Origin of the sequence: Legionella drancourtii LLAP12 (assembly GCF_000162755.2) — a bacterium.
Taxonomy (GTDB): domain Bacteria; phylum Pseudomonadota; class Gammaproteobacteria; order Legionellales; family Legionellaceae; genus Legionella; species Legionella drancourtii.
In genome coordinates, this window is sequence record NZ_JH413835.1 from 37107 (window position 1) to 47624 (window position 10518).

Sequence of the window (10518 nt, forward strand, 5' to 3'; positions counted from 1 at the left end):
TAGCAAGTGCTGATGCAGTGAAAAAACATGGCCTAAAAGTGATCGGTAAAATAGTTGACTCTCAATGGGCCGCTCTTGATCCATCGCAAATGGGGCTTGGTCCAGTTCATGCTGCGACCCCGATTATGCAACGACATAATTTAAAACCGAATGATTTTGATTGTTGGGAAATCAATGAAGCTTTTGCCGCGCAAGTACTGGGCTGTCTTGCCGCTTGGGATGATGATGAATATTGTAAAACGCAGCTAGGATTAAACAATGCTTTAGGTGCGCCTTCAATGGATAAATTAAACCGTGATGGTGGAGCAATAGCCGCTGGGCATCCTGTTGGTTCTAGTGGTGCGCGTATAGTGCTTCATGTATTGAAGTCATTAGAACAAAGAAATGAGTCGCGAGGAATGGCTTCTATTTGTATCGGTGGCGGACAAGGTGGTGCTATGTATCTAGAACGTGTGACAGAGGTGAAAGGACATGAGTAATTATAAAAATTGGGACATGCAACGCGACAGTGACAATATCCTGTGGTTGGGGCTAGATAGAAAAGATACCAGTGTTAATAGCATGAATGAAGAAGTTTTAGACGAGCTAAATAGTATTCTTCATGAAGTTGCACAAGATAAAAATGCTGTAGGATTGATTATTTATTCTGCAAAAAATAAAGGGTTTATTGCCGGGGCAGATGTTACTTTGTTTTCCAAGTTTGAAAGTCCTGCACAGGCAGTTGATTTCTTACGCAAAGGACAAGCAGTTTATGCTCGATTACAAGCATTAGCTATTCCTACTGTTGCGATGATTAATGGTTTTTGCATGGGAGGAGGCTACGAATTAGCTCTGGCTTGTAAATACCGTATTGCTACGGATGAAAAAGATACGCGTATTGGTTTGCCAGAAGTCATGTTAGGCATTCATCCTGGCTGGGGTGGCACCGTGCGTTTACCACAACTCATTGGTGGGTTTAATGCGTTATCCCAAATTATTTTAACAGGGAGCGCTGTTCCTGCGGCTAAGGCTAAAGCATTAGGAATGGTTGATGATGTAGTGCCTATTCGTCAATTAAAACGCGCAGCTGTTTATTTTATTAAAAACAAGCCGCCAAGACATAAACCTTCATTTATACAAGGACTAACGAATGCAGCCTGGGTTAGAAAACCACTGGCAGCATTAATGCGCAAAAACGTTGCAAAGCGCGTGCGCAAAGAACATTATCCGGCACCCTATGCCATAATTGATTTATGGGAAAAAGAAGGGGGCATGGGGGATAGAGCTTATTTGAAGGAAATCGATTCTGTTGAGCAATTGGTTTCACACGGAAACACTTCAAAAAACTTGATTCGTGCCTTTGAATTGAGAGAGCGCTTAAAAGGCTTTGCAAAAGACAGTGATTTTAAAGCACAGCACGTACATGTTATTGGTGCTGGTGTTATGGGTGGTGACATTGCTGCTTGGTGTGCCCTACGAGGTATTCGTGTAACATTACAAGATCAATCTTATGAACGAATAGGTCCAGCTATTGGTCGTGCTTATGCGTTGTATAAGAAAAAACTGCGTAAGCCACGTTTAATCCAGGCCGCAATGGATAATTTAATACCTGATCCTGAGGGGCACGGTATTGCTCAAGCGGATGTGATTATTGAGGCAGTTTTTGAAAATCTCGCAGTAAAACAAGAGATTATGAAAAATATAGAAAAACTTGCTAAAAAAGACGCCATCATTGCAACGAATACCTCCAGTATTCCATTGGATGAAATTAGCAGCGTAATGCATGATCCTAAACGTCTTGTAGGAATTCATTTCTTTAATCCCGTTGCTAAAATGGATTTAGTTGAAATTGTAAGCAGTTCTTCAACTGCGAGAAAAGTAGAACAAGCGTCGTGTGCTTTTGTAAATCAAATCGGTAAATTGCCATTACCTGTTAAATCTAGTCCTGGTTTCTTAGTAAATAGAGTTTTAATGCCTTATTTAATGGAGTGTGTGCAATTATTAGATGAAGGATATAGCGCTGAGACTGTTGATGAAGCGGCTTTAGCGTTTGGTATGTTTATGGGACCAGTTGAGTTAGCTGATACCGTTGGTATGGATGTATGTTTGGCTGTTGCTGAAAATTTAACTGCTCATTTTGGCGGTACTGTGCCACAAAAACTACGTGATATGGTGAAAGCAGGTAAATTAGGTCGTAAGACTGGCGAAGGGTTTTATCAATATAAAAATGGTAAGCCAATCAAAAAACGTCCAGCGGTTATTAATGATCAACAACATATTGCTGATAGATTAATTCTGCGAATGGTCAATGAATCTGCTGCCTGTTTGCGTGAAGGGGTGGTTGCCGATGCTGATTTACTTGATGCGGGTATGATTTTCGCTACAGGCTTTGCGCCATTCCGTGGTGGTCCAATGAACTATGCGAAGGATGTAGGTACAAATAATTTAGAACAATTATTTAAGACTTTGGAAACTAAGTATGGTGAGCGTTTTAAAGTAGATGAGAGTCTGTAGTTTGATATTGGGGCTTAGGGGGTTTTCATTTCCCAAAACGCCGGCGCAGGTGGGGGCCATTCCTATATTGGTTCAAAAGCCAATTCAAGGATGGTTTTCCATCTGCGCGCTAAGGATATTAACCTGTCTGAACGGGCCTGGATGTTGACGTCTATGCACTTGCGTGGGAATGATCGATTTCATTTAAATTAATGACCGTGCTTGCTAAGTATGGTGCGCTCGATAATAGTCGGTTGAACCGCCGGTCGAACCATACGACATTTTCAAATTTGATTAATTTCCTACAGGGTAGGTTTGCCTTGGCAATGTTTTAAAAGATAATAACTAATTAATAGGACCACCGCACTTCCTACTATGTCAGTACAATAATGCCAGCCTAATAAAACACAAGAGGCGATTAAAAAGATATTAATGATTGCTAAGATTACACAAGGGATTATCCATTCTCTAAGCAGATTAACACACAGTACTGCCCAAATAGCATGGAATGAAGGTAGGGCAATTAATCCACCCTCATTAGTTGTTGGATTAAGATGATGATGAATTTGCTTGAATTTTAAACCGGTGGCAATTTGATCTACAGAAAATAGCGAGCTGTCCATAATACTTGCAGGAGCTACGGTTGGGAAAAAATAATAAAAGCCAAAACCAAATAAAGTCGTACACAGTAAAAAAAATAATATTCTCTAAGAAGATGAAAACGGCAAGTGAGAATTACAATTAAAGGTAAAATGCTCATTTGATACGTTAAACTGTCATAAATGATACTCAGTAAATATTTAAATTGAGGATGGTTATTGGTCCAGCGTACGATTGCATTCATATCAATATGAATCTGTTGTTCTAGAGCAACGATTTGTTGATCAATTATTGAAAATGGTGTTAATTGAACTGCATTAGTTGCTAAAGCAATAATGCTCATGATACTAAAAAAATAAAATAGTTCCTGACCTATGCGGCAAGGATTACTTTTTTTTTCTAAAGTAGAGTCTGAGACCCACATTTAAAAGAATGAGAAAGATGGCCAAAGATGCCACATTGTCCGGGAAAAAATTATTCCCGGAGAAGTGATAAATAAAATTATTTATTAAAAAAATAAACGAGGACAGAAGTAGAATTAATCCAGCCGGTAGCGCGATACACCGTGAATATATTGGGCGCATTAAAAAAATTATTCAGCCATTTCTAAAAGTTGTTTCTGCTTGATTGCATGGAAAATTTCTTCTCGATGTACATTTACCGAGCGAGGTGCTTCGACACCAAATTTAATATTCCCATGCTCTTGGGTTTTAAATGCTAAAATTTTAACAATTGTATCATTGATATTAATCATTAAAGGTTCTTCAAAGTGAAGAGAAACAATATCCATCAAAAACCTCGTTGCAGTATGTGTAAGCGCTTTGTAAATCAAAGACATCCGTAGAACGTTAACCTACTTTATGGATGCTTGTCACTATAATTTACGCTAAATTAATAAAAAAATTTAAGTTGTGATTACGCTTTTTCCTCGACTGATTAAATTGCGTATTATCATTGTCACAAGCGATTAAAAGAGTTACAATTGGCAGCTTTTTTTAAACCTTGCCTTACTGTCTACATGTCGAGCAGAAGGCTTTAATCCACAAGGAGAAACCATGAGACATTATGAAATTATGTTTCTTGTGCACCCTGATCAAAGCGAACAAGTACCAGCAATGGTTGAACGCTACGAAGGGATCATTAGTAAACATAGCGGTTTAATACACCGTAAAGAAGATTTAGGTCGTCGTCAATTAGCTTACCCAATCAATGATGTACACAAAGCTCATTACTATCTGATGAACATTGAGTGCTCTTTAGAAGCACTTGAAGAAATTAAAAATGCATTCAAATTTAACGATGCTATTTTAAGAAATTTAATCACAGTTCAAAAACAAGCGATTACTACAGAATCTGTGTTAATGAAAAAAGAAAAAGAAGTCAGAACTGCTTAAGAGGGGTACATCTATATGTCAGCTTATTTTCGTAGAAAAAAAATGTGTCGTTTTAGCGCCGAAGGCGGCAATGAGATCGATTACAAAGACATCAATTTATTAAAAAACTATATTTCTGAAACAGGTAAAATCGTACCTAGCCGTATTACTGGTACCCAAACCCGTTTTCAAAGACAATTAGCTAAAGCAATTAAGCATGCCAGATTTATTGGTTTGTTACCATACTGCGATAGCCACGGATAGTAAATGATGCGCACGAGCGACATTATAACGAGACAGTGTAAGGCATTACTTGAAAACAAACAGAAAGCAATTATATTTGCTGTTGTTTTTTCAATTTTACCTTTTGCGTCTTGGCTTTCAGTAGCCTTAGTTTGTTTGGTAACATTAAGAAAAGGTGCTCGCTCAGGCTTTGATGTTTTGTTACCTGCGCTCGTGGTTCATTCTGTTCCATTGATGATGTTAATACCATCATCCAGTGCACTAATTAATACGCTAATAGCTTATCTGCCTTGTTATTTCGCAGCCTTGATTTTACGAAATACAGAAAAATGGCAGGGAGTTTTTGGTGTTTTTTTAATACAGGCATTTTTAGGGTGTTTGCTAGTTCAACTTTTAGCTCCTGATTTTATTGTAGTGCAGTTTAACCAAATTAAATCTGCATTGATGCAATATCAGGAGTTAGTTGAGACTGGCATGGACAGCATAAGCTCGCTTGGTTTGGCTCAATTGTTTTTCGGAATCCAGATATTAAGCGCGATTGTATCAGCAATCATCTCCTTAATGTTTGCGCGATCAATTCAAGCCAAATTGTTTTTACCTGGTGGTTTTAAAAATGAGCTTTTAGCTTTTCGTGGCGGCAGGCTTTCATTATTAGTATTAATAGGAGTTTCCTTAGGTACTTATTACGAACAGCCTTTAGCAATTAATCTTCTTCCTCTAATGCTGTGTTATTTTCTGGCATCTGGATTTGGGTTGGCTTATTTTATTTTTGCTCGCAAAAGTCAGGTTAAGGTATTTATATTATTGTCCTTACTCATCTTGCTGAAGCCTACTTTTGTGTTATTTGCCTACATTATTTTGGGCGCAGTAGATAGTTTATTTAATTTTAGATCGTATCTCCCAGAGCGGGCGAGAGAATCAATTTAAGGGGTTATTAAGATGGAAGTTATCTTATTAGAAAAAGTGAGAAATTTAGGTAACCTAGGTGACAAAGTAGAGGTAAAATCTGGTTATGGTCGTAATTTCTTAATACCACAAAACAAAGCGGTATTTGCTACACCTAAAAACATCGAGTTGTTTGAACAACGTCGTGCTGAACTTGAAAAGAAAGCACAACAATCTTTAGCAACTGCAGAACAACGTGCAGCTAAGTTAAACGACATTACTTTAGTAATTAGTGCTATGGCTAGTGACGAAGGCAAATTGTATGGTTCTGTTGGTGTAAACGAAGTCAAAGATGCTTTAGTAGCGAAAAATGTTGATGTCAGCAAACGTGAAATTGTAATGCCAGAAGGTCCTTTACATTCTATCGGTAACTATGTTATTGAAGTACATGTTCATAGCGATGTTATTGCTAATCTACAAGTTGAAATTGTTGCTTCTAAATAAGTTATTTTATTTGTAGTACTTGTAAAAGCGGGGATCTGTTTCTAGAATGACAGTGTTATTTTAGAAACAGATCCCCGCTTTTTTATGCATCAGATAACCTGGAAAGCTACTCAATATGCCAATAATTGTCGTCCCCGCTAGGCGTCTACTTAAGGAAGAAAAGTCCATAAATGCCTCCTCAGCCCGAATGGCCCGAGGATAGACAAGGTTAATTTTCTTAATTTGGCGTCTATGCGTTTGCCAATAAGGGGACGACAACTTTCTCGGGATAGGCCTTGCGCACCTCTCTCCGTTCGGCTGAGCGAAGGTCTTACTCATGAGGCCTTTGTTAATTTAAATCATTCTTACAACAGGATATGGGGTTGTAATGTTTTCCTTTTTATCCCTCGCTCTTCTATTTATAAATAGGCACTGTGGATTCGTGCCATGTTTCTGCTGCCAGTGCTTAGAATGACCTCTACCTGTTTCTCCAGCGCTCATGAATGAAATATGATTCTGGAACTTTAGATAGTGTTGAATTGACTTGGTTTGTTGTTCGCTATCTAACTGCAATTGCTCGCTAACATTCATCGATTCCTCGAACCAAGGATCGCAAATAGTTGCATAATTTCCCCAGCTTTTCATGTTATTAAGTTGAGATCCTGCGGCGCGATTGAAGACAATAAATGCGTGATCGCCATTATTTTTTCCTTTCAATCCAAGTAATTCGTAGCGTATTGGCGTGTGGTCGAATATTTTGTATTCATTTATAAGCATGATAATTATCGTAGCGAGTTCAAAGCAATTACCAACTCCATGCCTCACTGTATTTTTAGCTGTTTTTTCAAAGAACTCCATTGCGGTAATAAGGCTACCATCTTTACGCACTTTTTTAGGATCGCGCTCTGGTAATTTTATAATCTCCGCAAATATTTGGGATAAAGTTTTATAGACAACATTTCCATCTAAATCAGTGACAATGATGGGTTGGTCGTCTGGTGTGTCAATATTTGGATCAAGCTCTAAATTGTAATATTGTTTTATTGATGGCGTTGGGACAGAACGGACTAATTGGAGTAATATTTTTTTCTTACACAGTACTCCTTTAGGTTGATTCGTCGAGAAAGGAGCTAGCTCTCGAGCCTTACGTGCAAAAAATTTTGCTATTCTTAGGAGGTATATTTTTTCTTTAACTTCCTGTTCACTTATTTGCGCCACTTGAGCTTCAATAGTATCTAGCGGATTAATGGGGCACGTTTTACTATGTTCTAGAGCAAGTGTATATGCCTTAATACTGTTTGCTAATGCAATTTTATTCTGAACATAGGCCCATTGAAAAGGAGTCATATTCGTTCCAGGCATTCTAATGGTAGGATCCGCATTTAGTTCATAGAGCTCTTTTAATCTTTTGTTCGGTTCTTTAATCAGGCCATTATCTTGTACAAGCAGATGCATAAGGCTTAAACCGTCTTTATTTATCTGATTAATATTTGCTCCTGCTTTACATATCATGGGGATGGCTTGCGGAAATCTACGCATCGCCCAAAAAATTAATTTTTCACGATGGCCTTTTCTATAATTCCAATCAATTTCCAGGCGGGAAAGCAGTTCAATAAATTCAATTTTCTGATGCATGATTGCTGTATATAAAAGTTCTGCATGAACAGTTCCATTGTTACATCCACCATGTTGAATGAGCATTTGTACTATAGAAAAAGAATGCGAAAGTGGGGTGGCATAGCAGATATTTAGTGCTGTTTTAAGGACTTCTTCAGTTATGGCTGCCCCATGCTTAAGGAGCCATTCGACACCGCTATATGAGCCCTTGAGTATCGCCAGGTAGAGTGGTTGACTATTTTTATCATTTACCCAATTTGAGTCTTTTCTAATCAAGAGTTGAGCTGCTTCAATATTTTCTCCATCCCATAAGTGATGACGAATAGAGGAAGAGGAATCCGATTGCTTACTTGGTTCGAGGAGCATATCATACTTCATTATTTTTTTGGTTATTTCGAATGATTTGGGTAATATTAACACATTGTGTGAGATTTTCGTGTTTTGAGCTGTGAGGCATATAAGATAAATTCAGTTTAAGGAAGCTGCGGAGAATATACGGCTTTAGAACCTTAAACAATGTCTGGTAGAGACCTAAGGCAGTTAACTAACTACGGCAGATTAGATTTTTATGAGAATCTGTTCTGGCATAAATATTTTCAAAATGCTATAATTCTAACCATCTATTTTGGGGGGGGCTAGTTATGACTACTGATATTAGTAACGAACAAGAAAAATTATTTATCAATCACTTTATAGAGGCTCTTAAAAAAGATATTAATTCCTCTCAACATGGAGGTGAAATAAATTCTCAAGTGCTTTTCGCAGCTTGCTATCTCCTTGAACATCCCGAAGAATGCCCTCACCTCGGTTTAGAGCAAATTATTCATGGTGTTATAAATATGGCTGTTGTTTTGCAAAGCTCTAAGTATGGAATTATTACACCTGAGCGTGTTGGAAAAGAACTATTTAATCAATATATTGAGCAATCAGATCTTTGGTTTAGTGGCTACAATAACGCGTTAGATACAGTTAGGAAAGCAGGTGAGTACTGGAAAATTGCTATTCCTGTCATAACGCGAGCGGCTCAAGGCCCTTTATTAGTGATGTCTGCTTGTGTTCCTAATACGTTAGCTGTTTATTTTGAATATATGAAAAATTTTGATAATAATATTGTACCACCGAAGATATCTACAGCTACATCAAACATTAACCTTAATAGAAATGATGAACTTAGCTTTGAAATGCTTCCACAAAAGAAATTAGTTCGAACTGAGCGCCTAGTATTAGGAAGGATATGTGAAGATTTATCGCAGAAAATAGATTCATTAAAGGATACTCCAGATATTAGTGAGACAACTTTATCGGCAGCTACAACATTAGGGCGTGAATTATCTCAAGCTGTTAAAACATATCTAGGCAATAAACAAGATACCGGGGTAATAGAGCATGAAGCGAAAAAAATATTTGTCGAGCAATGTGCTGAATCAATAAATAAAGCAAAACTTTTATTAAATAAAGAGCTTGGTTGGGGAGATTATCTAACAAATATTTTAAAATCAATTTCTAATGCTGTGCTTGGTGCTTCTAATTTTGTAGCTGAAACAATAAAAATTGGAACACCATTTAATTTCTTTACTATAAAGAAAGCACCTTTTGTTGATATGGTTGATGATGCACAAGAAAAATTAAAAAATAACGGTCATTCTGGTTAGTGCTATTTTCTAGCATCCTGTATTGATGGTCACTTGTTTGCTTTAGTTTTAGCAAGTGACCACTGCTTATTATGGGTCTGACCATCGATTGGAATATGAAGTTCGATAAAGCGCCTTGCATCATTTTAATTGTTCAATTAATTTTCATGTTGTGTATTGTCCGGCGTTTCTGAGTTAAAAAAACTTAATGAGACAATTTGGTCAATATCTTCATCTTCTGCTAACCCTCGAATATACAATTTTTTTAGATGCTCTGTTTTATTCTTACCGTCGTTGCCCAGGGCTTTAACTAATAATTCATAACTATTCAAACAGCGGTATAAACCATCGAAATATCCCATCCAATGTGAACGCCATTCTATTTCCAGAAGCAGGCGAATTAGCTGTAAAAACTCTTCTTTGGAAAATTCTGTGTTGCTTTGTTTTTCACCATTATTGGTGTGAACTGGCGGAGTAATTAGTTCACTGAGTGCTTTGATTGCAGATGGTGTCGATGCAAAACGAAAAAATAAGTTTTTGTTTATTTTTTGTTTGTAATTCTTGAGTGCTTTTTCAACATCTGTTTTTTTTATCAACATATTTCTTCCTGTGAATAGAGGTTCTTAGTAAAAAACTCAGAGCGTATTAAAATCCTTAGCTCGGGGGATCATATGCTAAGTGGATTTTTTTACAAGAAAAAATTTGGGCTTTTATGGCGTCGGTAATTGCATGCTCAATTATTTTTTGGTTTCAGAAATAGGCTAAGAGTGCTTCATTAATAGAGCTCTAAGCTGTATTATTTGCTCAAAATAGTTTAGGTTGGTATAAATTTTATGTCTGAGCTAATAACGTACAATCAATACCGCTTCAATAAACGCTTTCTTAAGTTACGCACACAATATTATATTTATGAAACAAGAGAACTATTAGCAAGACATAAGTTATTGATGGCATTTATTATTTGTTTATTAGTACCGGGAATAGAAAACCTGCGGGCAGTTGGAATGCCGTTTTATGTCATTATAGCCCCAACGGTTTCTCTTAAGATGAAGTTACTCTGTTTAACAATAGGGCTTGGTAATCCCCCCGAAAAATAACTGATGTCAAAAGTAGAATTTTCTCGTACCCTATGACGAAGGAGATTCTTCATGAAAAGATCAAAATTTACAGACAGTCAGATCCACTCAATTCTTAAACAAGCTGAAAATGGGACG

10 protein-coding genes and 2 pseudogenes are annotated in these 10518 nt (G+C 37.2%); 8 read left to right on the top strand and 4 right to left on the bottom strand.

Going from position 1 to position 10518, the window contains the following annotated elements; genetic code table 11:
- Both LDG_RS12515 and LDG_RS12520 read left to right on the top strand, forming a co-directional pair.
- Positions 1-479, top strand: a pseudogene (locus tag LDG_RS12515) (acetyl-CoA C-acyltransferase); the annotation flags it as partial.
- Entirely contained in the window at positions 472-2493 is a 2022-nt protein-coding gene (locus LDG_RS12520; RefSeq protein ID WP_040535762.1) for a 3-hydroxyacyl-CoA dehydrogenase NAD-binding domain-containing protein, read from the top strand. The pseudogene LDG_RS12515 and the gene LDG_RS12520, both read left to right, overlap by 8 nt.
- 281 nt (positions 2494-2774) lie before the next feature.
- On the opposite strand, the pseudogene LDG_RS12525 reads toward LDG_RS12520, so the two are convergent.
- Together LDG_RS12525 and LDG_RS12530 are read right to left on the bottom strand one after the other, a co-directional pair.
- Positions 2775-3496, bottom strand: a pseudogene (locus LDG_RS12525) (phosphatase PAP2 family protein).
- 168 nt (positions 3497-3664) lie between these two features.
- Positions 3665-3862 carry a carbon storage regulator gene (locus LDG_RS12530; protein WP_006871754.1) on the bottom strand — a complete coding sequence of 66 codons (198 nt, stop codon included), beginning with the start codon at positions 3860-3862 and terminating at the stop codon, positions 3665-3667.
- Between the two features lie 265 nt (positions 3863-4127).
- Here LDG_RS12530 and rpsF point away from each other — a divergent pair, with 265 nt between their 5' ends.
- The 4 genes from rpsF to rplI are packed head-to-tail and all read left to right on the top strand — an operon-like array spanning position 4128 to position 6077.
- The gene (gene rpsF, locus LDG_RS12535; RefSeq protein ID WP_006871755.1) at positions 4128-4466 is read left to right on the top strand and encodes a 30S ribosomal protein S6; all 339 of its coding nucleotides are present in this window, start codon (positions 4128-4130) and stop codon (positions 4464-4466) included.
- Positions 4467-4481: 15 nt separating this feature from the next.
- Complete coding sequence (rpsR, locus tag LDG_RS12540) at positions 4482-4709, top strand: 30S ribosomal protein S18 (RefSeq protein WP_006871756.1); 228 nt, start codon at positions 4482-4484, stop codon at positions 4707-4709.
- Between the two features lie 3 nt (positions 4710-4712).
- A complete protein-coding gene (locus LDG_RS12545; protein ID WP_006871757.1) occupies positions 4713-5615 on the top strand; it encodes a YybS family protein in 903 nt (300 codons plus the stop codon).
- Positions 5616-5627: 12 nt separating this feature from the next.
- Positions 5628-6077: a 50S ribosomal protein L9 gene (gene rplI / locus LDG_RS12550; protein ID WP_006871758.1), complete on the top strand. Its 450-nt coding sequence runs from the start codon at positions 5628-5630 to the stop codon at positions 6075-6077.
- 333 nt (positions 6078-6410) lie between these two features.
- On the opposite strand, the gene LDG_RS12555 is transcribed toward rplI, so the two are convergent.
- Positions 6411-8039, bottom strand: coding sequence for an ankyrin repeat domain-containing protein (locus LDG_RS12555; protein WP_006871759.1), 1629 nt, complete (start codon positions 8037-8039; stop codon positions 6411-6413).
- Between the two features lie 275 nt (positions 8040-8314).
- Here LDG_RS12555 and LDG_RS18605 point away from each other — a divergent pair, with 275 nt between their 5' ends.
- Positions 8315-9325: a hypothetical protein gene (locus LDG_RS18605; protein WP_006871760.1), complete on the top strand. Its 1011-nt coding sequence runs from the start codon at positions 8315-8317 to the stop codon at positions 9323-9325.
- Positions 9326-9462: 137 nt separating this feature from the next.
- On the opposite strand, the gene LDG_RS12565 is transcribed toward LDG_RS18605, so the two are convergent.
- Complete coding sequence (locus tag LDG_RS12565; protein ID WP_006871761.1) at positions 9463-9903, bottom strand: hypothetical protein; 441 nt, start codon at positions 9901-9903, stop codon at positions 9463-9465.
- Between the two features lie 234 nt (positions 9904-10137).
- Here LDG_RS12565 and LDG_RS19390 point away from each other — a divergent pair, with 234 nt between their 5' ends.
- Entirely contained in the window at positions 10138-10401 is a 264-nt protein-coding gene (locus LDG_RS19390; protein WP_006871762.1) for a hypothetical protein, read from the top strand.
- Positions 10402-10518: the final 117 nt, after the last annotated feature.